Genomic DNA, 23,799 nt, shown 5'->3' with positions numbered 1-23,799 from the left:
CATCCTCTTAGAATTCGCTTATACAGGTACGAGCGGCGCATTCCAGTGACCGAAAGTTGAGGTCTGAAAACACGTGACGGTTGAGCTGGCGCACCCGTCGACCGAACCGCTGGGGTCGCGGTCGCCGGGCGAACCGGCCCACCCCCGTTGGTGGTTCATCTCGACGACGCCCGGCCGCATCCTCACCATCGGCATCGTGCTGGCGGCGCTCGGGGTCTCCAGCGCCTTCGCCACCTCGACGACGATCAACCACCGCCAGCAAGTGCTGTCCACCGTGCTCAACCACACCGAGCCGCTGGCGTTCGCCGCCGGCCGGCTCTACACCACCCTGTCGGTGGCCGACGCCGCAGCGGCCACCGCGTTCATCGCCCAGGCCGAGCCGTGGCCGGTCCGCATGCGCTACGAGCAGGCCATCACCGACGCGGCGGTGGCCGTGACCCGGGCCTCCAGCGGCCTGACCGATGAACCGCTGGTACAGCTACTCGGCAAGATCAACGCCGAGCTGGCCGTCTATACGGGCCTGATCGAAATAGCGCGGACCAACAACCGGGAAGGCAACCCGGTCGGTTCGTCGTACCTGTCGGAGGCCTCGGGCCTGATGCAGTCGACAATCCTGCCCGATGCGGCGCAGCTCTATCAGGCGACGTCGGAACGTGTGGACGCCGAAACCACCGCGTCCACCCACTTTCCGGCTCCGGTGGTCCTGGTCATCGCGACCACGGTCGTCTTCGGGGTGTTCTCGCATCGTTGGCTGGCCCGGCGCACCCGGCGCCGAATTAATCCCGGGCTGGTCGTGGGTGCGCTCGGTATCCTCGTCATGGTGGTGTGGGTCGGGACTGCGCTAACAATCTCCACGACTGCCAGCCGTAGCGCCAAAGATACGGCGGCCGAGTCGCTCAAGACCGTGACCAGCGTGGCGATCACCGCGCAGCAGGCCCGGGCCGACGAGACACTGTCGTTGATCCGGCGTGGTGACGAGCAGATCCGCAAACAATCGTTCTATCAGCGCATCGATTTCATGCATCAGCAGATCGACCAGTACATGGCCCGCAGCGACGCCGTCGACAAACCCGACCTGCAGGGCGCCGACCAGCTGCTGGTCCGGTGGCGGCAGGCCAACGACCGCATCAACTCCTACATCTCGGTCGGTAACTACCGCTCGGCCACTCAGATCGCGCTGGGCAGCGCCGAGGACGACTCCACTCCCGCGTTCGACAAGCTCGAAGACCAGTTGGGCAAGGCAATGACGCAGTGCCGCACGCACCTGCGCAACGACGTGATCAACGCGCGCAGCGGGCTGTCCGGCGCGCAGGTCGGCGGTGTGGTGCTCAGCCTGGGTGCCGCCATCGCGGTCGCCCTGGGTCTGTGGCCGCGGCTGAAAGAGTATCGATAATGATCCCGCTGCCCAGGATCCGCCGGGCGTCCGCCGTGCTGGCCACGGCGATCGTGCTGGCGGGTTGCGGGCACACCGAAACACTGACCGTCGCCACCGCGCCGACCTTGCCGCCGCCCACCCCGGTCGGCATGGAGCAGCTGTCGTCGGAGCCACCGCTGCCGCCCGACGAGACGGGCCAGGATTGCAACGCCACCGCCAGCCTGCGCCCCTTCGCCACCAAGCCCGAGGCCGACGCCGCGGTCGCGTCGATCCGGGCTCGCGGCCGGCTGATCGTCGGGCTCGACATCGGCAGCAACCTGTTCAGCTTCCGCGACCCGATCACCGGCGAGATCACCGGCTTCGACGTCGACATCGCCGGTGAGATCGCGCGCGACATCTTCGGCGCCCCGTCGCACGTCGAGTACCGGATCCTGTCGTCGGACGAACGCATCACCGCGCTGCAGCACTCCGAGGTCGACATCGTCGTGAAGACGATGACCATCACCTGCGAGCGCCGCACGCAGGTGAACTTCTCCACCGTCTACCTCGACGCCAACCAGCGGATCCTGGCCTCGCGCGACTCGCCGATCGCCAAGGTGGGCGACCTGTCCGGCAAACGGGTCTGCGTGGCCCGGGGCACCACGTCGTTGCACCGGATCCGACAGATCGACCCGCCCCCGATCATCGTCTCGGTGGTGAACTGGGCGGACTGCCTGGTGGCGATGCAACAGCGGGAGATCGACGCCGTGTCCACCGACGACTCGATCCTGGCCGGACTGGTCGAGGAAGACCCGTATCTGCACATCGTCGGACCGAACATGGCGACCCAGCCCTACGGCATCGGAATCAACCTGGACAACACCGGGCTGGTCCGGTTCGTCAACGGCACACTGGAACGCATCCGCCGGGACGGCACCTGGAACACGTTGTACCGCAAGTGGTTAACGGTTCTCGGCCCGGCACCCGCCCCACCCGTACCGAAGTATGTGGACTGATGACCGAGGCCGAACACACCGACACCGAGGCCGACGCCGAGGACGTCGACCCGGGCACCGACGCGGCGGAAGCGCAGACCGGCGCGACGACCGGGCGCGCGCATGCCACCCAGGCACTATTCCGGCCCGACTGGGACGACGATGACGACGACCTGCCGCACATCACGCTCGGCAGCCTAGACACCGAACCGCAGGACCGGATGACGGTCGCGACCCGGGTACTGCCGCCTACCCGGCAGCTCGGTGGTGGGCTGGTGGAAATCCCGCGGGTCCGCGACATCGACCCGCTCGAAGCACTGATGACCAATCCGGTGGTGCCGGAGGGCAAGCGGTTCTGCTGGAACTGCGGAAAGCCGGTGGGCCGGTCCAGCTCTGCGGGCAAGGGCGCGTCGGAAGGCAAATGCCCGTCCTGCGGGAGCCCGTATTCGTTTCTGCCCCAACTGAATCCGGGCGATATAGTCGCGAACCAGTACGAGGTCAAGGGTTGCATCGCACACGGCGGGCTGGGCTGGGTGTACCTGGCCGTCGACCACAATGTCAACGACCGCCCGGTGGTGCTCAAAGGCCTGGTGCATTCCGGTGACGCCGAAGCCCAGGCGATTGCGATGGCCGAACGACAGTTCCTCGCCGAGGTGGTCCACCCGCAGATCGTGCAGATCTTCAACTTCGTCGAGCACACCGACCGGCACGGCGATCCGGTCGGCTACATCGTCATGGAGTACATCGGTGGCCAGTCGCTCAAGCGGGGCAAGAAGGACCCGCGGCTACCGGTCGCCGAAGCCATCGCGTATCTGCTGGAAATCCTTCCGGCACTGAGCTATCTGCATTCCATCGGCTTGGTCTACAACGATCTCAAGCCGGAGAACATCATGCTCACCGAGGAGCAGCTGGAGCTGATCGACCTGGGCGCGGTGTCGCGAATCAATTCGTTCGGCTATCTCTACGGCACACCCGGCTATCAGGCACCGGAGATCGTCCGTACCGGCCCGACGATCGCCACCGACATCTACACGGTCGGGCGCACGCTGGCCGCGCTCACGTTGAACCTGCGCACCCGCAACGGCCGCTACGTGGACGGGCTGCCCGAAGACGACCCGGTGCTGTCCACCTACGACTCGTTCGGCCGGCTGCTGCGCCGCGCCATCGACCCCGACCCGCGGCGCCGGTTCGCTTCGGCCGAGGAGATCTCAACGCAGTTGATGGGCGTGCTGCGCGAAGTCGTCGCTCAGGATTCCGGAGTGCCGCGGCCCGGGTTGTCGACGCTGTTCAGCCCGAGCCGCTCGACCTTCGGGGTGGACCTGTCGGTCGCGCACACCGACGTCTACCTGGACGGGCAGGTGCATTCGGAGAAGCTGACCGCCCGGGAGATCGTAACCGCGCTGTCGGTGCCGCTGGTCGATCCGACCGACGTCGCCGCCCCGGTGCTGCAGGCGACGGTGCTCTCCCAGCCGGTGCAGACCCTGGACTCGTTGCGCGCGGCGCGGCACGGCTCGCTGGCCGCCGAGGGCATCGACGTCTCGGAGTCCGTCGAGCTGCCGCTGATGGAGGTGCGCGCGCTGCTGGACCTCGGCGATGTCGCCAAGGCGACCCGCAAACTCGACGACTTGGCCGAGCGGGTGGGCTGGCGTTGGCGGTTGGTCTGGTTCCGGGCCGTCGCCGAGCTGCTCACCGGCGACTACGACTCCGCCATCAAGCATTTCACCGAGGTGCTCGACACCTTTCCCGGCGAGCTGGCACCGAAATTGGCATTGGCCGCCACCGGCGAACTCGCCGGGAATGTCGACGTGGACAAGTTCTACAAGACGGTGTGGCGCACCAACGACGGCGTGATCTCGGCGGCGTTCGGTTTGGCGAGATCCCTCTCGGCCGCCGGCGATCGACGCGGCGCGGTGCGCACGCTGGACGAGGTGCCGCCGACATCACGACATTTCACCACCGCACGACTGACCAGTGCGGTGATGCTGCTGTCCGGCCGGTCGACCAATGAAGTCACCGAAGAGCAGATCCGCGACGCCGCCCGACGGGTCGAGGCGCTGCCGCCCACCGAACCGCGGGTGTTGCAGATCCGGGCGCTGGTGCTCGGCGGTGCGATGGACTGGCTCGAAGACAACGAGGCCAGCACCAACCACATCCTCGGCTTCCCGTTCACCAAGCACGGGCTGCGGCTGGGCGTCGAGGCATCGCTGCGCAGCCTGGCCCGGGTAGCGCCCACCCAGCGGCATCGCTACACGCTCGTCGACATGGCCAACAGGGTTCGGCCGACCAGCACGTTCTAACTCACCTCGCGAGTGTGCGTCCAGGGAGTTGCGCGTGCGTCCAGGGCGGCGACACGCCGACGGACTGCGTCGCAGGCGCACACTCAAAGCCGTTGACGCACAGTCGAAGTACCGATCGCGGCGCGGACCCGTCGGAGGGTCGCTGCGGGTGAGTCCTCTGCGACCACTCGCACGACAAGCCAGCCCATTTGCTCGAGCATCTCGATTCGACGGATGTCTTTGACGTATTGCCGTCGGTCCGTTCGATGTTGGTCACCGTCGTATTCGACCGCGACCATCCACTCCGGCCAGCCCATGTCGAGGTAAGCGACAGGGATGGTATCCACACCCAACACCGGGATCTGGGTCTGTGGCCGCGGCAGACCCGCGTCGATGAACAGCAGTCGCAGGTAGCTCTCCCGCGGGGACTGCGCACCGGCGTCTACCAACTCCAGTGCGGTTTCCAGGCTCCGAAGCCCCGGTGAACGCGGATGGTTTTCCGCGATGCCCAGCACGTCGTCGATTTTGAAACCAGTCGCGCGAGCGAGCGCGTCCAGTCGGGCGATCGCTGAATGGACGGCACCGCGCCGACCGATATCGAAAGCAGTTCGCTCGGCAGTGGTGACCGGGATCCCGCCGATGGTCTGGGTCTCACCGTCCTTCAGCATGCCGCGCCGCGTCAGCACGCCGTGCGGAGCACGCGGGTTGGTGTGCACCACTTCGACGGGGACATCCTCGGGAATCCATTGGGCGCCGTGCAACGCCGCGGCGGCCGCACCGGCGATGGTCGCCCGGCGGCCGGACCACAGCCACGCCGCGGTGATGCGCAGTTGTAGCGAAAGGTGAACGTCTGTGCCGACATAGACGTTCGGCAACACCGCGCGATATCGTGCCCGCAATTGGTGGCGGCTCAACTTGCCGCCCGCCAGCGCCTCGCTACCGATGAATGGGTTAAACGGGTCGACCATGCCGTGACCCTTGCACGTCGGCGCCTGGCGCGACGTCGGCTATCCACAGGCCGCTACCCGCGTGCATCGAAGGCGTCGTGAGTGCGTGCACGGCCAAGAATCCCGCGGTTTCCCGCCATGGGCGCACGCGCGAAGCCCTAGGCTCACACTGGACGGCCAGGACGCACACCCGTGCACGCTCGAGACGTCACCGCATGCACAGCTGATTCATAGCTCCATGCCGCACAGTTATTTCATGCCGGGGCAGTCCAGCCAGTGGATCGCAGCGGCCCGCGTGCTGCGCCGGGCCGGCTTCGGGGTGACCGGGGCCGACGTCGACGCGGCACTGCGCCGGGACTGGCCCGGCTACCTAGACGCCATGCTCGCCGGCGACCCCGCCGCGGATCCCGGTGCGATCGCCACCCCGATGCCGCGGCTGGAGCCGCTACGCGGCCCGGGCAAGGGCGCGACTCCGGCCGCCCGCAAGGAGTTCAACCACCAAGTCTCCGAACAAGAAAGCATGCTGTCGGACTGGTGGTTGCGGCGCATGGTTTACGTACAGCAGCCGGTGCACGAGAAGCTGACCGTGCTGTGGCACAACCACTTTGCGACCTCCGCGCAGAAGGTCCGCTCCGCCGCACAGATGGCCGCACAGAACGAGAAGCTGCGCACCCTGTCGCTGGGCGATTTCCGCGCGCTTGCCTACGCGATGCTGACCGATGCCGCGATGTTGCGATGGCTGGACGGACAAAGCAACACCGCCAAGGCGCCCAACGAAAATCTCGCCCGCGAATTCATGGAGCTGTTCGCGCTGGGCCATGGCAACGGTTACACCGAGGACGACGTACGCGCCGGCGCCAGGGCGTTGACGGGTTGGGTGATCGACCCCGACGGCCAAACCTCGCTGACCCCCAAGCGGCACGACGCGGGCGGCAAAACACTGTTCGGCCTCACCCGTAATTTCGACGCTGCCGAATTCTGCGATACCGTGCTGGCGCAACCGAAGTCGGCGGAATACGTCGCCGGACGGCTGTGGCAGCAGCTGGCGTCCGACGAACCCCCCTCCCCCCAGGTGCTCGGCCGGCTGGTCTCCGCCTACGGCCCCGGGCGCGATCTGCGTTCGCTGACCCGGGCCATCCTGACCGACGACGAGTTCACCGCCAACCGCGCGACCGTCGTCAACACGCCGATCGAGTGGCTGGTCGGCGTGATGCGAGCACTGCGTGTTCCGGTCGACAAGCCGGAGGTCCTGAAGATGGCCGACGCGACGTTGAAAGCCCTTGGGCAGCGGCCGTTCTACCCGCCGAGCGTCGGTGGCTGGCCGCTCGGTCAGGTATGGCTGACGACCGCGAGCGCCGAGGCGCGGCTGCGCGCCGCCGCCCGGCTGGCACACCTCGGCGACCTGTCCGGCATCGAGAGTGTGGCCCCCGCCGACCGCATCGACGCGGTCGGCTATTGGCTCGGCATCGGCTCCTGGTCGGACCGGTCCGCCGACGCGCTCGAACCGCTGGTGCGCAAGCCACCACAGTTGATCGCCGCCGCGGTCAATACACCCGAATACCTGACGTCGTGACGAGAGTGCCATGCCCGAGATCAATCGCCGCAGATTCCTGATCGCCAGCGCCGGCGTGGGCGCGGCCGGCCTGCTCTCCGGAGCGGTCGCAGTCGGCTGGCCCGACCTGATGCGCGCCGCCGAGGACCGACCGCTCGCCGACGGTGCCGGGGTGTTGGTGATTGTCACGCTCTACGGCGGCAACGACGGCATCAACACGCTAATTCCCTACTCCGAGAGCGCTTACCACGATTCCCGTCCCGAACTCGCCTATGCCCCGAGTGAGGTGTTGCACCTGGATTCTCAGCTGGGCCTCAACCCCGCGATGAAGGGCATGGCGCAGTTGTGGGGCCAGGGCCAACTCGCCATCATGCGCGGTGTGGGCTATCCGAAGCCCGACCACAGTCACTTCCGGTCGATGGACATCTGGCAGACCGCATCGCCCGCCGAACCGGTCTCGACCGGATGGATCGGCCGCTGGCTCGATGTCACCGGCGACGACCCGTTGCGCGCGGTAAACATCGGCCCTGTACTGCCGCCGCTGGCGGTCGGCGAAAAGTACACGGCGGCAGCGCTTTCGCCGACGCGGGCGCCGGAGCAGCAGACCGACCGCTTCGAGGCCATCATCAGCGCGCTAGGCAACGACGACCCCGTTGACACCCCGGCGATGGCGGCGGTAAGCAAGTCCTATCGAGCCAGCCGCACCACCAGCAAAGCGTTCGCTGCGGTGAAATCTGTTGATAGGGACAGCAATTCGTTGGCCGCGCAGCTGAATATGGTTGCCGCCGCGGTACGCGCCGGCGTCCCGACCCGGGTGTACACCGTCGCGCTCGGCGGCTTCGATACCCACGCCAACGAGCGCGATACCCAACAGCGTCTGCTGCAAAGACTCGACGAAGCGGTGACCCCGTTCCTGCGGGACATGGCCGCGGATCCCGGCGGACGCAACGTCGTGCTGATGGCCTACTCGGAGTTCGGTCGCCGTGTGGCAGCCAACGCCTCACAGGGGACCGATCACGGCACCGCGGGCCCGGTCTTCATCGCGGGTGTGCCCGTCAAGGGTGGCTGCTACGGCGAAGAGCCCAGCCTCACCGACCTCGACCACGGAGACCTCAAGTTCACCACCGACTTTCGCGACATCTACCACGAGTTGCTGGTGCATACAGTGGGGACGGACCCGACGCCGTCGGTGGGGGCCGGCCGCACCAGCTTGGGCTTCCTCTAGCCCGTCAACAGCTCCGCGCAGTCGCGTGCGATCGCGAGTTCTTCGTCGGTCGGGACGACGAGCACGGTGATCGACGAATGGTCAGCCGAAATCCGCTGTGCGCCTTTGCCTGTGGACTGATTGCGGCTCTCGTCCAGCACGATGCCCAATTCCTCGAGGCCGGTCACAGCATCACGACGCACCAAAGCATCGTTCTCCCCGATCCCGGCGGTGAACGTCAGCACATCGGTGTGCCCCAGCACCGCAAGGTAGGCGCCGATGTACTTACGCAGCCGGTGGATGAATACGTCGTACGCCAATTGTGCCGAGTTGTCGCCTGATTCGATCATCGCATGCAGCCGGCGGAAGTCGCGCTCGCCGGACAGGCCCCAGACGCCCGACCGGTTGTTGAGCATGGACTCGATCGCCTCCACATCCATGTTGGCGCTGCGCCACAGGTAACTGATGACGCCGGGATCGATGTCGCCGCTGCGGGTGCCCATCACCAGGCCCTCCAACGGGGTCAGGCCCATCGACGTGTCGACCGGCCGGCCCCCGGCGATCGCCGAGGCGGAGGCGCCATTGCCCAGGTGCAGCACGATCTGGTTCAGGCTGTCCGGCGAGGCCCCCAGGAAGGCGGCGGCCTGCTCGCTCACGTAGCGATGCGACGTGCCGTGAAAACCGTAGCGGCGTATCCGGTATCGCTCGGCAAGCTCTCGATTCATCGCGTACGTCGCGGCCGCGGCCGGTAGATGGTGGAAGAAGGCGGTATCGAACACGGCGACGTGCGCGACATCCGGCAACAGTTTGCGTGCCACCTTGATGCCCTGCAGAGCGGGCGGATTGTGTAGCGGTGCAAGCTCCGACAACTTCTCGAGCTCCGCTATCCGCTCGTCGTCGAGCAGCGTCGGGCGGTAGAAATCGCTGCCCCCGTGCACGACCCGGTGGCCGACCGCCAGTAGGCCGCTCGACCTCAAGTCGATGCCGTCCTCGGCCAGCTGGTGAAATGCCAGCCGCAACGCCTCCTCGTGATCGGCGGCCCGCCCGGACGGCTCGCCGATCTCGCCAATCACGCCGCGCGCGCGAGTGATGCCCGAATCAGGTTGCAGCAGCTGAAATTTCAGCGACGATGAGCCCGAGTTGATAACGAGAACGGTGCGCTCAGCCATGTCCGACACCCTGCGCCTGGATCGCGGTGATCGCAATGGTATTGACAATGTCTTCGACGAGCGCGCCGCGCGACAGGTCGTTCACCGGCTTGCGTAACCCCTGCAGCACCGGACCGATCGCGATGGCCCCGGCACTGCGCTGCACCGCCTTGTATGTGTTGTTACCGGTGTTGAGGTCGGGGAAGATCAGCACGGTGGCGCGACCGGCCACCGCGGAGTCGCGCAGCTTGGTGGCGGCCACCGAGGGCTCGATCGCGGCGTCGTACTGGATCGGCCCCTCGACCAATAGCTGCGGATCCCGGGCACGCACCAATTCCGTAGCCTTCCTGACCTTGTCGACGTCGACTCCGGTTCCGGAATCGCCGGTGGAGTAAGACAGCATCGCCACCTTCGGATCGATGCCGAACCGCGCGGAGGTGCGCGCCGAACTGATCGCGATGTCGGCGAGCTGCTCGGGCGTGGGGTCCGGGACGATCGCGCAATCGCCGAAGGCCAGCACCCGGTCGGGCATGCACATCAGGAAGATGCTGGACACCGTCGAGACGTCCGGCACGGTCCTGATGATCTCGAATGCCGGCCGAACCGTGTGGGCAGTGGTATGCGCGGCGCCGGACACCATGCCGTCGACCATGCCGTTGTGCACCAGCATGGTCCCGAAATACGAGACGTCGTGCATGATCTCGTGGGCCTGCTCTATGGTGATCCCCTTCGCCTTGCGCAGTTCGGCGTACTGCGCGGCGAACTGGTCGCACAGTTCTTCGTTGTACGGGTCGATGATCGTGGCGTCGTGCAGGTCGACTCCGAGTTCGGCCGAACGCGACCGGATTTGAGATTCGTCGCCCAGGATCGTCAGGTCGGCGACACAGCGTTTCAGCACCCGCCCGGCGGCCTTGAGGATGCGGTCGTCGTTGCCTTCGGGCAGCACGATGTGCTTTCGATCGGCACGAGCCTGCTGCGTGAGCTGATGAGTGAACATCTGCGGGGTTGTGACTGTAGGGATCGGAATAGCCAGCTGTGCAATGAGATCCGCGATATCGACATGACGCTCCATCAGCCCCACGGCGGTGTCGATCTTACGTTGCGAGGTTGCCGTGACGCGGCCGCGGGCCAAGGCTGCCGCCCTCGCCGTTTCGTAGGTCCCCAGGTCGTTTCCGATGATCGGAAGCCGTAGGCGCAGCCCCGCGACCAGTGCCGCAATGGACGGATGCAGCTGGAGCCCGCCGTTGAGCACAATGCAGGACAGCGACGGAAACCCTTCGGCCGCATGGGCACTCGCGGCCGCCAACACGACGTCGGACCGGTCGCCGGGGGTGATGACCGCCATACCGTCGCGTAGCCGCTCCAGCACATGGTCGGCGGTCATCCCGGCCACCAGTACGTCCATCACCTCACGCCGAACCAGCTCGGGGTCGCCGCTGACCAGCGTCCCCTGCACGGCCTGCCGCAACTCCTCGACCGTCGGCGCCGAGAGCAGCGGATCTTCCGGCAGCACATAACTGGGCGGGGCGAAGCGGTGCAGCGCTTCGGCAACGGCACCCAATTCAGCCGGATCACACCGGTTGGCCACCACCGCCGCGGTGTGGGCGCGCTGTGCGGCGAGCTCGGCAAGACACACCTCGATGACCCCGGCGACCTGATCGGCGGTGCGGTCCTTGGCCCGCACCGCCAACAGCACCGGCGCACCGAGATTGACCGCGACGCGGGCGTTGACCGACAGCTCGGCGGGACCGGCGATATCCGTGTAGTCACTACCTACGATCACCACCGCGTCGCATGCCTGCGCCATCGCGTGATAGGCATCGACGATGCCGGCGATCGCCGCGTCGGTATCGGCATGGATTTCCTGATAGGTGGCGCCGACGCATTCCTCGTAGGGCAGGCCCGCGGTGGCGCGGGTCAACAGCAGCTCCAGGATGTAGTCGCGGTCCTCGCCGAGCCGGGTAATCGGCCGGAACACACCAACTTTGGCGACCGTGGCCGTCAGTCGGTTGAGTAGCCCCAGCGCGATCGTCGACTTGCCGGTCTCGGGCTCGGGCGCCGCGATGTAAATCCCTGAAGCGGGTCGAGCGGTATCAGCCAAGTCGCCGCAGCCTGGGCGCAAGGTCCTTTTCGAACAGCTCCAGGAACCGGCGCTGGTCGTGGCCGGGCGCGTGGAACACCAGGTGGTTCAGGCCCCAGTCGATGTAGTCCTTGACCTTGGCGACCGCCTCGTCGGGATCCGAGGCCACGATCCAGCGCTTTGTGATCTGCTCGATCGGCAGCGCGTCGGCGGCCTTCTCCATCTCGATCGGGTCGTCGATGGAGTGCTTCTGCTCGGCGGTCAGCGACAGCGGCGCCCAGAACCGGGTGTTCTCCCGGGCCAGTTCCGGGTCGGTGTCGTAGGAGATCTTGATCTCGATCATCCGGTCGATGTCGTCCGGGTTCTTGCCCGCCGCTTCGGCACCCTCGCGCATCGCGGGGATCAGCTTGTCCTTGTAGAGCTCCTCACCCTTGCCCGACGTGCAGATGAACCCGTCGCCGGCGCGCCCGGCGTACTTGGCCACCTGTGGTCCACCCGCGGCGATGTAGATCGGGATACCGCCCTCGGGCACGTCGTAGATCGAGGCGCCCTTGGTCTTGTAGAACTCGCCGTCGAAGTCGACGCGGTCGCCGAGCCACAGCTCGCGCATCAGCCGCACCGATTCGCGCAGCCGCGCGTAGCGCTCCTTGAACTCCGGCCACTCGCCCTCGTATCCGGTGGCGATCTCGTTGAGCGCCTCGCCGGTGCCGACGCCGAGGAAAATGCGGTTCGGGTACAGGCACCCCATCGTGGCGAAGGCCTGGGCGATGACGGCCGGGTTGTACCGGAAGGTCGGGGTGAGCACCGAGGTGCCCAGCACGATCCGCTCGGTGCGCTCGCCGACCGCGGTCATCCAGGCCAGCGAGAACGGGGCGTGCCCGCCCTTGTGCCGCCACGGCTGGAAGTGGTCACTGACGGTGGCGCTGTCCATGCCGTGGGCTTCGGCGGCCACAGCCAGTTCGACGAGCTCGCGCGGGGCGAATTGTTCAGCAGACGCTTTGTATCCAAGTTTCAGTTCAGCCACCCGTTCTTTCTACTCCTACATCGATGGTCGCGACCCGCTGCGCCCGGCTTCGCCGCGCTTGCGATCGCTCCTACAGTGTTGGGCATGGCAGCAGCGCCAACACTTGTTCAAGTCACCGACACCGTGCACCTCGCCCAGGGTGAGGCCGTCAACTGGACGCTGGTCACCGACGACACCGGTGTAATGCTGATCGACGCCGGCTATCCCGGTGACCGGGCAGCCGTGCTGGCCTCGCTGAAAGCGCTCGGCTACGGCGTCGGCGACGTGCGCGCGATCCTGCTGACGCACGCCCACATCGACCATCTGGGCTCGGCGATCTGGTTCGCCGCAGAGCACGGCACTCCGGTCTACTGCCACGCCGACGAAGTCGGCCACGCCAAGCGCGAGTACCTCGAACAGGTCTCGGTGATCGATCTGGCGTTGCGCATCTGGCGGCCAACGTGGGCGGTGTGGACCGCGCATGTGGTGCGCAGCGGCGGCCTGATCCGTGACGGGATTCCGACCACCCAGCCGCTGACTCCCGAAATCGCCGCGGCGCTGCCGGGCCACCCCAGACCCGTTTTCAGCCCCGGTCACACGAACGGCCACTGCTCTTATCTCGTCGACGGTGTGCTGGCCAGCGGCGACGCGTTGATCACCGGGCACCCGCTGATACGCCACGACGGGCCGCAACTGCTGCCGGCGATCTTCAGCTACAGCCAGCAGGATTGCATCCGAACGCTTTCGGCGCTGGCGTTATTGGAGACCGAGGTGCTCGCGCCCGGTCACGGCCCGCTGTGGCGCGGCCCGATCCGCGAAGCGACCGATGCCGCATTGACGAAAGCCGGCGCGCTGTGACCGTCGCCAAGTCGATCGCGTTGTTCGTCGTGGCCGCGCTGTTCGAGATCGGCGGCGCCTGGCTGGTATGGCAGGGGGTGCGCGAACACCGCGGCTGGATGTGGGTGGGCTGGGGCGTGATCGCGCTGGGCGCTTACGGCTTTGTCGCCACCTTGCAGCCTGACGCCCACTTCGGTCGCATCCTGGCCGCGTACGGCGGCATCTTCGTGGCCGGCTCGCTGCTGTGGGGCATGGGGTTTGACGGGTTTCGACCCGATCGGTGGGATGTCGCCGGCGCGCTGATCTGCCTGCTGGGCGTGGCCGTCATCATGTATGCGCCGCGAACTCGCTGAGCCCCAGGTGATCCCGCAGCGTCTCGCCGGTGTACTCGGTGCGAAACGCGCCGCGCTCCTGCAGTAGCGGCACCACCCGGTCGACGAATTCGTCGAGGCCGTGCGGCGTCAGATGCGGGACGAGGATGAACCCGTCGCAGGCGTCGGCCTGGATGTATTTGTCGATCTCCTCGGCGACCCGGGATGCGGTGCCGACGAATTGCTCCCGGCTGGTGACCGCGATGATCAGCTCACGGATCGACAGCTTCTCGGCCCTGGCGCGGTCGCGCCACGCGCCGGCCACCTTGACGGGGTCGACGTGGCGGACCCGGCCCTGGGTGATGTCGCTGTCGACGACGGGATCGAATTCGGGCAGCGGCCCGTCGGGGTCGAAGTCGGCGAGCTCACGGCCCCATACCTGCTCGAGCATCGCGATTGCCGTAGCGCCACTGACCTGTTGATAGCGGATGTGGCGCGCCTTGTCCTGCGCCTCGGCGTCGGTGTCACCGAGGACGAAGGTCGCGGCCGGAAAAACCTTGAGCTGGTTGGGGTCTCGACCCGACGCGACGGCCTTGCCCTTGACGTCGGCGTAGTAGCGCTGGCCGTCCTCCAGGGAACCGTGCAGGGTGAAGAACGCGTCGGCGTACCGGGCGCCGAACGCCCGCCCCTCGTCGGAATCACCGGCCTGCAGCAGGATCGGGTGCCCCTGCCTGCCGACCGGGAGGGTGCCGAAGCCCCGGACGTTGAAGTCGGGGCCCCGGTGTTCGACGGCGTGAATCCGGGAAGGGTCGACGTAGGTTCCGCTTTCGACATCGGCGAGCACCGCGTCGGCTTCCCAGCTGTCCCAGAATCGGCGTGCGACCGTGAGGAACTCCTCGGCCCGCCGGTACCGGTCGGCGTGCTTCAGGAAGCCGCCACGGCGGAAGTTGGCACCGGTGAAGGCGTCCGACGAGGTGACGATGTTCCACCCGGCGCGGCCCTCCGACAGGTGGTCGAGCGTGGCGAATTGCCTTGCCACCTCGAATGGTTCGTTGAAGGTGGTGTTGATCGTGCCGGTCAGCCCGATCCGGTCGGTGACCGCGGCCAACGCGGCCAGCACCGCGAAGGTGTCCGGGCGCCCGACGACGTCGAGGTCGTAGATCCGGCCCCGGTGTTCGCGCAGCCGCAACCCTTCGGCCAGGAAGAAGAAGTCGAACAGCCCACGCTCGGCGGTGCGGGCCAGGTGTACGAACGAGTCGAACTCGATCTGGCTGCCCGCGCTGGGATCGGTCCACACCGTGGTGTTGTTGACGCCCGGGAAGTGAGCGGCCAGATGAATTGGCTTGCGGTGCTTACCGTTTCTGATGTTCATTGCGTCAGACCCCAGCGTTTGGCGATCAGCTCGTGCGACCGCAACCGGTCCTCGAACCGGTGCGTCACCGAGGTGATCACGAGTTCGTCGGCGCCGGTGACCCGCTGCAGCGCCTCCAGCCGCTCGGCCACGTCGTCGGGATTACCGACGAATTGCGTTGCCAACCGGTCCTTTACCAGATCGAACTGCTCGTCGGTCAGGGGCGGGCAGCTGCCGGGCTCGGGGTAAGGCATGGCACCGATGCCGCTGCGGATCGAGTACACCCAGTGGCCGTACCCGGCGGCCAGGTGTCTAGCGGTGTCGGAGTCGTCGGCCGCCACGATGTCGGCCGACACCACCACGTAGGGTTCGGCCAAGGCCGGCGACGGCACAAACGCTTCGCGGTAGGCCTCGATCGCCTCTAGGGCGGTGGCCGGCGTGATGTGATAGCTCGCCACGAACGGCAACCCCAGGGCCCCGGCCACCCGGGCGCTTTGTCCCCGGGTGCTGCCGAACACCCACGGCCGCAGCCCGCTTCGTTCGCCTGGAACGGCATGTATGTCGAACTTACCGACGTGGTAGGTGCCTTCGAGCAGAGCGAGGATGTCGTCGACCTGTTCGGCGAAGTCCGGGGATTGCGCCTGCGGCTGCTGCAGGATCCCCATCGTGGCTTGCAGCTGTTCGAGATCGAGCAGCCCGCGCAGGTCGAAGGGAGTCGGAACGACGACGCCGTCCACCTCGTGCCACACCCGCGGCGGACGGGGTTCCTTCGGCTTCTTGGGCTGCTGGTCCTCGCTGCGGCGCTGCCCGGACCTGCCGATACCGAGATCGATGCGTCCGGGATAGAACGCTTCCAGCATGCCGAAGCTTTCGACCACCGCGACGGCGGTGGTATAGCCCAGTTGCACCGCCGCGGCGCCGACCCGAATTCTGTTGGTAGCAGCCGCGATTTGTCCGATCAACACCGCGGGCGCCGCGCTGGCGACCCCGACGAAGTGATGTTCGGCCACCCAGTAGCGGCGAAAGCCCCAGTCTTCGGCACGTTGGGCCAGTTCGACGGTGTTGCGCAGCGCGGTCGCCGCGTCGCTCCCGGCACTGATCGGCGAGAGGTCGAGGATGGACAGCGGGACGTTCATGGCCGCACCGCCGCGTATCGGTTGGGCGCGACCGGCAGGCCGAGCCGGGCCCGCAGCGTCTCGCCCTCCTGATACGCCTTCCGGAAGCGGCCGGCACGCTGCAACAGCGGCACCACCTCGTCGACGATCACCGGCAGATCGGTGGCGTTGACGGCCGGTCGCAGCCGCGCGCCGTCGATGCCCAGGTGCTGCCAATCGAGCAGCAGGTCCACCAAATCCGTTGGGCCGCCGGTGAAGTTGAGCGCATCGGAGCGAGGATCGCCGTCGCCCCCGAAGGACACCACGACGTCGGCGTAGACCTTCAGCTGCGCGCCGCCGGCGGCGGCCACCTCGTCCAGGATGCCGCGCAGCGAGGCCTCGCCTTTTGGCGTGATGAACACGAGATCGCCACTGGTAGAAGCGAATTCGTAAACCGGCCGTTGATGGGCCAGCACCGCCACGACCGGCTGGCCCTGGGGCGGGCGGGGGGTTATCGACGGCCCCTTGACCGAGAAGAACTTGCCGCTGAAGTCGATGTAGTGCAGCTTGTCGATGTCGACGTAGCGGCCGGTCGACACGTCGCGGACGATCGCGTCGTCCTCCCAGCTGTCCCAGAGCCGGCGCACCACCTCGACGTAGTCGGCGGCCTCCGGAAACAGGTCCGACAGGCCGTCCACCGATGCGTCGCGGCGGCCGAACAACGCCGCCTCGTGCGTGGTGGAGCTGACGCGGGGCTGCCAGCCGGCCCGCCCGTGCGAGACATAGTCAAGGGTGGCAATGGATTTGGAGATATGGAACGGCTCGGTATGGGTCACCGTCGCCACCGGGATCAGCCCGATGTGCCGGGTTGCGGGTGCGATGCGCGCGGCGAGGAGGGCGGCGTCGCCGCGACCGGCCAGCCGTCGCGGGTCGATCTGCTCGCGGCGACCGGGCTGCGGCATCAGGGTGTCGTCGATGGTGAGGAAGTCGAGCAACCCGCGCTCGGCGGTGGCCGCAAGGCCGGCCCAGTAGCGTCCGCTCAGCTGCGACGGGGTGTTGGGGTCGACCGCCAACGTGGCACGCCACGCCTGGGGGTCCCAGCCGTATCCGTCCAGCGCGACGCCCAGATGCAGCGGGCCGGTCATGTCAGCCACTTCTCGAAAGCGATCGGGAAAACCGGGCCCTCGGACGGCAACGGCTCATCCAGCCGGCTGTATCCGGTGGCCTGATACAGCTCCTCGGCCTCGGGCTGACGGTTGCCGGTCATCAGATAGACCCTCCGGTAACCGCGCTCGGCGATCGCGGCCTCGAGCTCGGCCAGCAGCGCCATCGCGTAACCGCGGCGACGATGCTCGCTGTCGGTCCAGATCCTCTTGAGCTCGGCCGTCTCGGCGTCGAAGCGGCGAAATCCGCCGCCGGTCACCGGGCGGCCATCCAACAGGCCGATCAACATGCCCCCGTCCGGTGGAGCGAACTCGTCGGTGGGGTTGTCCTTGAGCCACGCCAACACCGTTGCTGGTGTGCTGTCGTAACGCTGCGCGTACTCGACGGCAAGCTCGGCCAGCAATGGCTGCGCCAACGCGTCGTCCAACGCGGCCGGCACAAACCGAAGCTGGGTCTTGGACATCACCTCACCTCTAACGCCTATCAGGCGGATGCATTCCAGCCGGGTCTTGCTCCGCCCCGGATGATCGTGTGGCGGTGAGGTACTGAGGTGCAATCGCGTTGTCATCGGGGGTGCCGCGCCAGCGGGTGCCCATTCCAATCGCACTGAACAAATCGGCGGCATTCCGTTCGACGGTCTGCCAGCCGTGATCGGTCAGATACTGCGGGACCGCGCGATATTCGCCGGGGTAGGTCAGTCCCGCCAGGTCGACGTCCAGGCCGAATCGGCGCCAGGTGTTGACGAACGTCTGCGCGGCCTCCAGCTGGAAGGAGCTCCAGCTGGGCATGTGATCGCCGGAGAACCGGCTGCCGGGCGCACTGACGGCGCAGACATCGTCGAGCAACCGGCTCTGCCCGTCCGGAGGCAGGAACCCGACCAGCAACGTCTCGGCGATCCACGCCGTGGGTTGGGCGGCATCGAACCCCGACCGGTGCAGCGCCGTCAACCAATCGCGACGCAGGTCGACGCCGACCGCTCGGCGGTGCGCGGTCAGTTCGGCATCCAGCCGGCGCAACACGGCGGTCTTGAAGTCGATGACGTCCGGCTGATCGATCTCGTACACCGTGGTCCCGGGTGGCCACCAGAGCCGATACGGCCGGGTGTCCAGGCCCGAGCCCAGAATCACGACCTGGGCGATGCCCGCCCGTCCGGCCGCGGCGAGGAATTCATCCAGGAACCGGGTATGCGCCCCGAGCAGGGTGATGAGCCCGGTCATGATCGCGTTGTCGCCGCCGTCTTCGACGTACCGCTGGTCGTCGAGCATCCGGGTGAAGTACTGCACCCCCGCGGCGCGCACCAACTGCTCGGCGAACGGATCGTTGACCAGACCCTTCGCGGTCGCCAGTGCCCGCGCAACCGCGCCGAACGTCGCGGTCATGCCGACGCCGCTGTCGGGACCCCACGTGTCGTCGTCGGTCCGTGCCATCAGACGTCGGAACGGCGCCGCAACGTTAGTCCGACCGCCACCCGCCAACCGAGCAGCAGCAGCGCGGTGACCGTCGCCGCGACCGCCACGAAACTCGCGGCCACGCCCGCGGAACTGGCTTTACGCAACACCATGCCGATTACCACCGTGCACAACCAGATGATCACCCCGGTAGGTGCGACGGCGGTGGGACGCCGCCACCCCCGGGACACCAGCCACCCGATCAGGGTGCCGGTGAGAAACGGCCAGGCCGTCGTCGCGACGCCGGCGAGATTGAGCCCCTCGTCGTGACTGCGGCGTCCCAGGGCGCAGAACACCAAAACGCCCACCACGTCTGACAAAAGGTAGGCCAGCCAGCCCAGCCGTTGCATAGAGCGAGACTACCGGGCTGAACCCGAGGCTGTTCTTCGCCTCGGACGCGGTGGCAGGCTGACTGTTATGAGCACACACAAACCTCCCGCGTTCAACCGAGAAGACCCGCTTGGGCTGGACGCGTCGCTGTCCAGCGATGAGATCGCGGTGCGCGACACGGTCCGGAAGTTCTGCGCCGAGCATGTCATCCCCTACATCGCGGAGTGGTTCGAGATCGGTGACCTGCCGGTGCGCCAACTGGGCAAGCAGTTCGGCGAGCTCGGGCTGCTCGGCATGCACTTGGAGGGCTACGGATGCGGTGGGTCCTCGTCGGTGCATTACGGCCTGGCGTGTACCGAGCTGGAGGCCGCCGACTCCGGGGTGCGGTCGATGGTCTCGGTGCAGGGATCGCTGGCGATGTTCGCGATCTGGAACTTCGGCTCCGAGGAACAAAAGCAGCAGTGGCTTCCCGGCATGGCCGCCGGTGAGCTGCTCGGCTGCTTCGGGCTCACCGAACCCGATGCCGGATCCGATCCCGCCGCGATGAAAACCCATGCGCGACGGGATGGTTCGGACTGGGTGCTCAACGGTCGTAAGATGTGGATCACCAACGGTTCGGTCGCCGACGTCGCGGTGGTGTGGGCCAATACCGACGACGGGATTCGGGGTTTCCTGGTCCCGACCCGCACCGCGGGCTTCACCGCCAACACGATTCACCACAAGCTGTCGCTGCGGGCTTCGATCACCAGCGAGCTGGTGCTCGACGACGTGCGGCTGCCCGCCGACGCGATGCTGCCCGATGCCAAGGGGCTGCGCGGTCCGCTGTCGTGTCTGTCCGAGGCGCGCTACGGCATCATCTGGGGATCGATGGGCGCAGCGCGCACGGCGTGGCAGGCCGCGCTTGAATACGCCACGCAGCGCACCCAGTTCGGCCGGCCGATCGCCGGATTCCAGCTGACCCAGGCCAAACTCGTCGACATGGCCGTCGAATTGCACAAGGGGCAGCTGCTCTCGCTGCACCTGGGCCGCCTCAAGGACAGTGTCGGCCTGCGGCCCGAACAGGTCAGCTTCGGCAAACTGAACAACACCCGTGAGGCGCTCAAGATATGCCGGACCGCCCGAACCATCTTGGGCGGCAACGGGATATCGCTGGAATTCCCGGTGATCCGGCACATGGTCAACCTGGAGTCGGTGCTGACCTACGAAGGCACCCCCGAGATGCACCAGCTGGTGCTCGGCCAGGCATTCACCGGTAACGACGCCTTCCGCTGATGCGCCCGAGGCAGCTGCGCCCGCTCACCTGGCTGGTGATCGCTTGCCTGGTGGTGGCCGGCTGTGGGCCCACGTCGCCATCGTCACCCCCGGACTCCGCGGACCAGGCCAAGGCCGAAGCCGTGCTGCGGGTGGTCGCAAACTTCATGACGCAGGCGCACCTGAAGGCCGTGATCGTTCGCATCACGGTGGATGGCAAGCAGGTGCTCACCCGGGCCGTCGGCGATTCGATGACCGGGGTGCCAGCCACCCCCGACATGCACTTCCGCAACGGCGCGGTCGCGATCTCCTACGTCTCGACGTTGCTACTCAAGCTGGTCGACCAGAAGAAGCTGAGCCTTGATGACCGGTTGTCGAAATGGCTGCCCGACTTCCCCAATTCCGGACGCGTCACGCTGGGGCAGCTGGCGCAGATGACGTCGGGCTATCCGGACTACGTCATCGGCAACGACCAGTTCGCCAAGGAGTCATACGCGAATCCGTTCCAGCAGTGGACAACTCAAGACATCCTGGCCCAGATCTCCGGCCGGCCGCTGCTCTACGAGCCCGGAACCAACTGGAATTACGCGCACACCAATTACGTCTTGCTGGGCCTGGCGCTGGAGAAGGCCACCGGTCAAGACATGCCGACGCTGTTGGCCAACGAGGTGCTGGGCCCGCTCGGACTCAAGCACACCGCGAACTCCGAGACGGCCGAAATCCCGTGGCCCGTCTTGCACACGTTCAGCTCCGAGCGGCGCCAGGCACTGAAAATCCCTGCGGGGATACCGTTTTACGAAGAGTCCACCTACTGGAATCCGTCCTGGACGATCACCCATGGCGCCATCCAGACCACCACCATCGACGACATGGAAGCCACCGCTGTTGGGATCGGCTCGGGCAAGCTACTTTCGGGCGACTCGTACCGGAGGATGGTGTCTACGGCGCTGCGCGGCAAGACCCACGCCCAGCCGGGCTGCCCGACCTGCTTCGACCAAAGCGAGGGCTACACCTACGGCCTGGGCATCATCATCTCCGGCGATTGGTTGATGCAGAACCCGTTGTTCTCCGGCTGCGCGGGTGTCGAGGCATATCTGCCGGCCCAGAAGATCGCGATCGCAGTCGCGGTCACCTACGCTCCGGAAGCATTCGACGACCAGGGCAACTACAGTAATCAGGCCGACATACTGTTCCGCAAGATCGGCGCGGTGATGGCCCCGAACGCGGCCCCACCGATGCCACCGGGGAGATGAGCGAAGGAGTTTGAAGTATGCGGATTCTCGCTATCGCCGGGTGCGTGCTGGCGCTGGGCGCGTTGACGGTGTCGACCGCGGTCGCCGATCCCACCGGCACGTTGCCGCCCATGACAGCCACCAATGGCGGGCCGATCATCGGCGGCGGGGGCGCCGCGTCGCAGATGTCGCAGCAACTCAAGAGCCTGGGCGATCCGAACGTCCAAGAAGTCGATGGCCCCGACGCGGCGCAATTCATCGCTGCCGCAGCCGGTATCAGCGATCGCGACCTCGCCCTGCCGTTCATGGCGCTGCAGCGCGCGCTGGGGTGTCAGAAAAACAACGCCGGGTTCGGCGCGCGTGGCTATCGCCGCAACGACGGGAAATGGGGAGGCGCGATGCTGGTGATCGCCAAAAGCGCCTACCCGGACGTCGCCGCCATGAAAGCATGCGAGATGTCCAACTGGCGCCGGCCGTCGATGGGCAGCCCCACCCAAATGTGCAACAGCGGATGGGCTTATCCCCCACAGACATTCAACGACAAGGGCGGCGACTTCATCGTGTTGCTCGCCGGGACGAACTCCGACTTCTGCACCGCGCTCAACGGGAACTACAAGAGCTCCGCCTCGCCGTGGCCGTGAGCCCGGTACTCACCAGCCACTGCAGCCGTCGAGGTCGATGATCGAACCCGGCCCCGCGCCGTCGCGCGCCGCGGCATCGGCGGCGTCCTGAGTGAAGGCCTGGCGGCCTGCCAGCGTTTTTCCGTCGGGGCTCTCCGCGATCGACAGGCAGCCCAACCCCGAGATGACCACCTGGCAGTCGTTGGTTTTCCCGATCACGTCGCACCACATGACGGCCGCGTCCTCGGCCTTTTGCTGCGTCGTGTAGCCGGTGCGGATTGATTCTTCGCCGGTCGACTGAGACGCCGCGATTGCGCCCCAGCATCCCGGCCGGCAATACAGCGAGATGTCAGCCTTGGCCGTCGGCGCGGTCAGTACCGATCCGGCCGCCGCGAAGACGCCGATAATCGCATACGGCGCAACGTGCTTCATGGTCAGACGATGGCAGCCGCAGGTGGGCGGGGCTTATGAGTCAGCTCTGAGGCCCGTGAGAACGGGCCGGTTGGTCACGCCGTCAGGTCACCGCTGACGTAGTGCTGCAGATTGGGGGCGATCGCCGCGATCGCCTCGCCCTCGGTCATCGATGCGATCGGCTCGATCTTCCAGACATAGCGCATCAGCGCGAACCCCATCATCTGCGACGAGACAAGCCCGCTGCGGATCATCCGGTCGCGTTCGTCGACACCGAGGTTCGATACGCCCATCAGGCTGCTCTCGACGATCCGCCGCAGTTTCTCGTGGGTGGCCGGTTCGTGCGCGGCGGTCTGCAAGATGGCCCGCAAGGTGGGCGCTACTTCGTCGTCGGCCCAGGCGCTCAGCAAGAAGGTGATCAGTGCGGCGCCCAGCCGATCGACGGGTGTGGTCCAGACCTTGGCGACGTTCTCCAGGAACTTTTGCGGCGGGTTCGTCGCCGCGTCCAGCAGACCTTCCTTAGAGCCGAAGTAGTGGTAGACCAGCGCGGGGTCGACGTCGGCCCCCCGTGCGACCGCCCGGATCGTGGTGCCCGCCCAGCCGTGTTGGGCGAACTCGTCGCGGGCGGCCGCGGTGATGCGCGCCGCGAGCACCCCCCGTTCATCTCGGGGCCCCGGAGTTATCGATTTCTTCGGCATAAGTTTCATTCTAACGTGAATTTCTTCGTGCGTTGAGACTTATTTCAACGTGGCGTGAGATTAGCTGCAACGGCCGTCGAAGCGCGGTAGACGGGCTCCCCACCTCGGCGCCCGCTGCCGGCCGAGCCCCTACGCAGCCGACCGCCGAGGTTCCTAGTCGTCGATGTGCGTCGGTGGCTCGTTAAAAGCGACGCCCGACGGATGTTGGTCGGGACCCAACGTCTGGCAATTCGTATTGGTGACGTAAACCGGAGAGCCGTCACGCCCGCCAGCCGGGGGAAACACGACGCAGCGTTGCCAGGTGCCGTCGGGCTGGACGGGTCCGTCGCACTTGCTGAGCACGACGCCGCCCAACTGGCAGCCGGCGCCGGCCGGGGGCGCCGTGGCGATCAGCGCGCCGACTGACAGCGCGACAACCGTTCCGCCCAAGACAAATTGCTTCATTGATCTCTCCTGAACAGGCCGCTGGGACGGACACTACTCGGTTGATCGG

23 protein-coding genes are annotated in these 23,799 nt (G+C 66.8%); 10 read left to right on the top strand and 13 right to left on the bottom strand.

The window, feature by feature from the left end:
• Nucleotides 1-73 precede the first annotated feature (73 nt).
• Genes glnX through ACAG21_RS00500 form a run of 3 tightly spaced genes read left to right on the top strand, consistent with a single transcriptional unit; the run spans nucleotide 74 to nucleotide 4,646 of the window.
• Nucleotides 74-1,393 (top strand): protein kinase G-activating protein GlnX, encoded by a 1,320-nt coding sequence (glnX, locus tag ACAG21_RS00510; RefSeq protein ID WP_370494111.1) that lies wholly within the window; start codon nucleotides 74-76, stop codon nucleotides 1,391-1,393.
• A complete protein-coding gene (locus tag ACAG21_RS00505) occupies nucleotides 1,393-2,370 on the top strand; it encodes a glutamate ABC transporter substrate-binding protein (protein ID WP_370494110.1) in 978 nt (325 codons plus the stop codon). Before glnX ends, ACAG21_RS00505 begins: the two co-directional genes overlap by 1 nt.
• The gene (locus ACAG21_RS00500) at nucleotides 2,370-4,646 is read left to right on the top strand and encodes a serine/threonine-protein kinase PknG (RefSeq protein WP_370494109.1); all 2,277 of its coding nucleotides are present in this window, start codon (nucleotides 2,370-2,372) and stop codon (nucleotides 4,644-4,646) included. Before ACAG21_RS00505 ends, ACAG21_RS00500 begins: the two co-directional genes overlap by 1 nt.
• A gap of 83 nt (nucleotides 4,647-4,729) precedes the next feature.
• On the opposite strand, the gene ACAG21_RS00495 is transcribed toward ACAG21_RS00500, so the two are convergent.
• A complete protein-coding gene (locus tag ACAG21_RS00495) occupies nucleotides 4,730-5,593 on the bottom strand; it encodes a hypothetical protein (RefSeq protein ID WP_370494108.1) in 864 nt (287 codons plus the stop codon).
• 235 nt (nucleotides 5,594-5,828) lie between these two features.
• On the opposite strand from ACAG21_RS00495, the gene ACAG21_RS00490 reads away from it, so the two are divergent.
• Entirely contained in the window at nucleotides 5,829-7,145 is a 1,317-nt protein-coding gene (locus ACAG21_RS00490) for a DUF1800 domain-containing protein (RefSeq protein WP_370494107.1), read from the top strand.
• 10 nt (nucleotides 7,146-7,155) lie between these two features.
• Nucleotides 7,156-8,349: a DUF1501 domain-containing protein gene (locus ACAG21_RS00485; RefSeq protein ID WP_370494106.1), complete on the top strand. Its 1,194-nt coding sequence runs from the start codon at nucleotides 7,156-7,158 to the stop codon at nucleotides 8,347-8,349.
• Here the strand turns inward: ACAG21_RS00485 and ACAG21_RS00480 are convergent.
• The 3 genes from ACAG21_RS00480 to fgd are packed head-to-tail and all read right to left on the bottom strand — an operon-like array spanning nucleotide 8,346 to nucleotide 12,580.
• Nucleotides 8,346-9,497, bottom strand: coding sequence for an acetate kinase (locus tag ACAG21_RS00480; RefSeq protein WP_370494105.1), 1,152 nt, complete (start codon nucleotides 9,495-9,497; stop codon nucleotides 8,346-8,348). The genes ACAG21_RS00485 and ACAG21_RS00480 overlap by 4 nt on opposite strands.
• Entirely contained in the window at nucleotides 9,490-11,577 is a 2,088-nt protein-coding gene (pta, locus tag ACAG21_RS00475; RefSeq protein ID WP_370494104.1) for a phosphate acetyltransferase, read from the bottom strand. The genes ACAG21_RS00480 and pta overlap by 8 nt, the downstream gene beginning before the upstream one ends.
• The gene (gene fgd, locus ACAG21_RS00470; RefSeq protein ID WP_370494103.1) at nucleotides 11,570-12,580 is read right to left on the bottom strand and encodes a glucose-6-phosphate dehydrogenase (coenzyme-F420); all 1,011 of its coding nucleotides are present in this window, start codon (nucleotides 12,578-12,580) and stop codon (nucleotides 11,570-11,572) included. Before fgd ends, pta begins: the two co-directional genes overlap by 8 nt.
• A gap of 84 nt (nucleotides 12,581-12,664) precedes the next feature.
• Between fgd and ACAG21_RS00465 the strand changes: the two genes are divergently transcribed.
• A complete protein-coding gene (locus ACAG21_RS00465; protein ID WP_370494102.1) occupies nucleotides 12,665-13,417 on the top strand; it encodes an MBL fold metallo-hydrolase in 753 nt (250 codons plus the stop codon).
• Entirely contained in the window at nucleotides 13,414-13,749 is a 336-nt protein-coding gene (locus tag ACAG21_RS00460; protein ID WP_370494101.1) for a YnfA family protein, read from the top strand. Before ACAG21_RS00465 ends, ACAG21_RS00460 begins: the two co-directional genes overlap by 4 nt.
• Here the strand turns inward: ACAG21_RS00460 and ACAG21_RS00455 are convergent.
• From ACAG21_RS00455 to ACAG21_RS00430, 6 genes are read right to left on the bottom strand one after another with little or no spacing between them, the layout of a single operon-like run.
• The gene (locus ACAG21_RS00455) at nucleotides 13,724-15,079 is read right to left on the bottom strand and encodes an NtaA/DmoA family FMN-dependent monooxygenase (protein ID WP_370494100.1); all 1,356 of its coding nucleotides are present in this window, start codon (nucleotides 15,077-15,079) and stop codon (nucleotides 13,724-13,726) included. The genes ACAG21_RS00460 and ACAG21_RS00455 overlap by 26 nt on opposite strands.
• Nucleotides 15,076-16,194, bottom strand: a complete 1,119-nt coding sequence (locus ACAG21_RS00450; protein ID WP_370494099.1) for an LLM class flavin-dependent oxidoreductase — start codon at nucleotides 16,192-16,194, stop codon at nucleotides 15,076-15,078. The genes ACAG21_RS00455 and ACAG21_RS00450 overlap by 4 nt, the downstream gene beginning before the upstream one ends.
• The gene (locus tag ACAG21_RS00445) at nucleotides 16,191-17,297 is read right to left on the bottom strand and encodes an LLM class flavin-dependent oxidoreductase (RefSeq protein WP_370494098.1); all 1,107 of its coding nucleotides are present in this window, start codon (nucleotides 17,295-17,297) and stop codon (nucleotides 16,191-16,193) included. Before ACAG21_RS00445 ends, ACAG21_RS00450 begins: the two co-directional genes overlap by 4 nt.
• A complete protein-coding gene (locus ACAG21_RS00440; protein ID WP_370494097.1) occupies nucleotides 17,294-17,779 on the bottom strand; it encodes a GNAT family N-acetyltransferase in 486 nt (161 codons plus the stop codon). The genes ACAG21_RS00445 and ACAG21_RS00440 overlap by 4 nt, the downstream gene beginning before the upstream one ends.
• Before the next feature lie 10 nt (nucleotides 17,780-17,789).
• Nucleotides 17,790-18,743, bottom strand: coding sequence for an SAM-dependent methyltransferase (locus ACAG21_RS00435; RefSeq protein WP_370494096.1), 954 nt, complete (start codon nucleotides 18,741-18,743; stop codon nucleotides 17,790-17,792).
• A complete protein-coding gene (locus ACAG21_RS00430) occupies nucleotides 18,743-19,114 on the bottom strand; it encodes a DUF3054 domain-containing protein (protein ID WP_370494095.1) in 372 nt (123 codons plus the stop codon). Before ACAG21_RS00430 ends, ACAG21_RS00435 begins: the two co-directional genes overlap by 1 nt.
• A gap of 67 nt (nucleotides 19,115-19,181) precedes the next feature.
• On the opposite strand from ACAG21_RS00430, the gene ACAG21_RS00425 reads away from it, so the two are divergent.
• Genes ACAG21_RS00425 through ACAG21_RS00415 form a run of 3 tightly spaced genes read left to right on the top strand, consistent with a single transcriptional unit; the run spans nucleotide 19,182 to nucleotide 22,218 of the window.
• A complete protein-coding gene (locus ACAG21_RS00425) occupies nucleotides 19,182-20,366 on the top strand; it encodes an acyl-CoA dehydrogenase (protein WP_370494094.1) in 1,185 nt (394 codons plus the stop codon).
• Nucleotides 20,366-21,598 (top strand): serine hydrolase domain-containing protein, encoded by a 1,233-nt coding sequence (locus tag ACAG21_RS00420; protein WP_370494093.1) that lies wholly within the window; start codon nucleotides 20,366-20,368, stop codon nucleotides 21,596-21,598. Before ACAG21_RS00425 ends, ACAG21_RS00420 begins: the two co-directional genes overlap by 1 nt.
• Nucleotides 21,599-21,615: 17 nt before the next feature.
• Entirely contained in the window at nucleotides 21,616-22,218 is a 603-nt protein-coding gene (locus tag ACAG21_RS00415; protein WP_370494092.1) for a hypothetical protein, read from the top strand.
• A gap of 9 nt (nucleotides 22,219-22,227) precedes the next feature.
• Here ACAG21_RS00415 and ACAG21_RS00410 read toward each other — a convergent pair whose 3' ends face one another.
• The 3 genes from ACAG21_RS00410 to ACAG21_RS00400 all read right to left on the bottom strand — a co-directional run bounded on the left by ACAG21_RS00410 (nucleotide 22,228) and on the right by ACAG21_RS00400 (nucleotide 23,750).
• Complete coding sequence (locus ACAG21_RS00410) at nucleotides 22,228-22,629, bottom strand: DUF4189 domain-containing protein (RefSeq protein WP_370494091.1); 402 nt, start codon at nucleotides 22,627-22,629, stop codon at nucleotides 22,228-22,230.
• A 74-nt stretch (nucleotides 22,630-22,703) separates the two neighbouring features.
• Nucleotides 22,704-23,306, bottom strand: coding sequence for a TetR/AcrR family transcriptional regulator (locus tag ACAG21_RS00405; RefSeq protein ID WP_370494090.1), 603 nt, complete (start codon nucleotides 23,304-23,306; stop codon nucleotides 22,704-22,706).
• 153 nt (nucleotides 23,307-23,459) lie between these two features.
• Complete coding sequence (locus tag ACAG21_RS00400; RefSeq protein WP_370494089.1) at nucleotides 23,460-23,750, bottom strand: hypothetical protein; 291 nt, start codon at nucleotides 23,748-23,750, stop codon at nucleotides 23,460-23,462.
• Nucleotides 23,751-23,799: the final 49 nt, after the last annotated feature.

It is taken from the genome of Mycobacterium sp. pR1184, assembly GCF_041287235.1.
Classification (GTDB): domain Bacteria; phylum Actinomycetota; class Actinomycetes; order Mycobacteriales; family Mycobacteriaceae; genus Mycobacterium.
This window is presented reverse-complemented; position numbering and strand designations above follow the sequence as displayed.

Coding starts and splice junctions, on each gene's coding strand:
- ACAG21_RS00455 (WP_370494100.1), bottom strand. CDS start 15,079: ATGAACATCAGAAACGGTAAGCACCGCAAGCCAATTCATCTGGCCGCT.
- ACAG21_RS00425 (WP_370494094.1), top strand. CDS start 19,182: ATGAGCACACACAAACCTCCCGCGTTCAACCGAGAAGACCCGCTTGGG.
- ACAG21_RS00450 (WP_370494099.1), bottom strand. CDS start 16,194: ATGAACGTCCCGCTGTCCATCCTCGACCTCTCGCCGATCAGTGCCGGG.
- ACAG21_RS00490 (WP_370494107.1), top strand. CDS start 5,829: ATGCCGGGGCAGTCCAGCCAGTGGATCGCAGCGGCCCGCGTGCTGCGC.
- ACAG21_RS00410 (WP_370494091.1), bottom strand. CDS start 22,629: ATGAAGCACGTTGCGCCGTATGCGATTATCGGCGTCTTCGCGGCGGCC.
- ACAG21_RS00415 (WP_370494092.1), top strand. CDS start 21,616: ATGCGGATTCTCGCTATCGCCGGGTGCGTGCTGGCGCTGGGCGCGTTG.
- ACAG21_RS00435 (WP_370494096.1), bottom strand. CDS start 18,743: ATGGCACGGACCGACGACGACACGTGGGGTCCCGACAGCGGCGTCGGC.
- ACAG21_RS00400 (WP_370494089.1), bottom strand. CDS start 23,750: ATGAAGCAATTTGTCTTGGGCGGAACGGTTGTCGCGCTGTCAGTCGGC.
- ACAG21_RS00480 (WP_370494105.1), bottom strand. CDS start 9,497: ATGGCTGAGCGCACCGTTCTCGTTATCAACTCGGGCTCATCGTCGCTG.
- ACAG21_RS00445 (WP_370494098.1), bottom strand. CDS start 17,297: ATGACCGGCCCGCTGCATCTGGGCGTCGCGCTGGACGGATACGGCTGG.
- ACAG21_RS00405 (WP_370494090.1), bottom strand. CDS start 23,306: ATGCCGAAGAAATCGATAACTCCGGGGCCCCGAGATGAACGGGGGGTG.
- ACAG21_RS00485 (WP_370494106.1), top strand. CDS start 7,156: ATGCCCGAGATCAATCGCCGCAGATTCCTGATCGCCAGCGCCGGCGTG.
- ACAG21_RS00500 (WP_370494109.1), top strand. CDS start 2,370: ATGACCGAGGCCGAACACACCGACACCGAGGCCGACGCCGAGGACGTC.
- ACAG21_RS00465 (WP_370494102.1), top strand. CDS start 12,665: ATGGCAGCAGCGCCAACACTTGTTCAAGTCACCGACACCGTGCACCTC.
- ACAG21_RS00420 (WP_370494093.1), top strand. CDS start 20,366: ATGCGCCCGAGGCAGCTGCGCCCGCTCACCTGGCTGGTGATCGCTTGC.
- ACAG21_RS00505 (WP_370494110.1), top strand. CDS start 1,393: ATGATCCCGCTGCCCAGGATCCGCCGGGCGTCCGCCGTGCTGGCCACG.
- ACAG21_RS00495 (WP_370494108.1), bottom strand. CDS start 5,593: ATGGTCGACCCGTTTAACCCATTCATCGGTAGCGAGGCGCTGGCGGGC.
- ACAG21_RS00440 (WP_370494097.1), bottom strand. CDS start 17,779: ATGTCCAAGACCCAGCTTCGGTTTGTGCCGGCCGCGTTGGACGACGCG.
- ACAG21_RS00430 (WP_370494095.1), bottom strand. CDS start 19,114: ATGCAACGGCTGGGCTGGCTGGCCTACCTTTTGTCAGACGTGGTGGGC.